Source organism: Actinospica durhamensis, from assembly GCF_018139695.1.
In the GTDB taxonomy this organism is placed as follows: Bacteria; Actinomycetota; Actinomycetes; order Streptomycetales; family Catenulisporaceae; genus Actinospica; species Actinospica durhamensis.
The window spans coordinates 1-411 of the sequence record NZ_JAGSOG010000826.1; the positions used below are offsets into that span (position 1 = coordinate 1).

Consider the following 411-nt stretch of genomic DNA (forward strand, 5'->3'; position numbering starts at 1 on the left):
CCGTTCAGCTTCAGATCTTCGCGCAACTGGACGCCGATCACGCCAAACATCATCCACACCACAAAGCAGACCATGAACGCGAGCGTGCTTGCCAGCAGCACTGACCACGCTTGGGCCGAAATGGCCGGGGCGCCGGCCTGATTGTTCGTTGCGCCTGGTGCTCGCATGCTGGCTCCCCTTCCTCTGTGCGTTGCCGACCTATTGAACCAGGGGTCCGTTGGCGGCCCCAAGATCCACACCTTCGACTTGCGCCTGCGAAGCCAGTATCGACACGTATTGCTGCGTGGCCTTGTGTCTGACGCGCGCTTCAAGGTATTGAGCAATCTCGGCCTCGACCGCATCGAACGGCACGGTGTCGCCCGCCACGCGATGCTCGATGCGCACAACGTGGAATCCGAACCGCGTCTTGAC

Annotated in this window: 1 protein-coding gene and 1 pseudogene; both read right to left on the reverse strand. The window is 61.6% G+C overall.

The features are described from left to right. A pseudogene (locus tag KDL01_RS47325) lies at positions 1-167 on the reverse strand (MFS transporter); the annotation flags it as partial. Between the two features lie 31 nt (positions 168-198). After that, the coding region (locus KDL01_RS47330) for a hypothetical protein (protein WP_212534338.1) at positions 199-411 on the reverse strand (213 nt) is incomplete at its 5' end.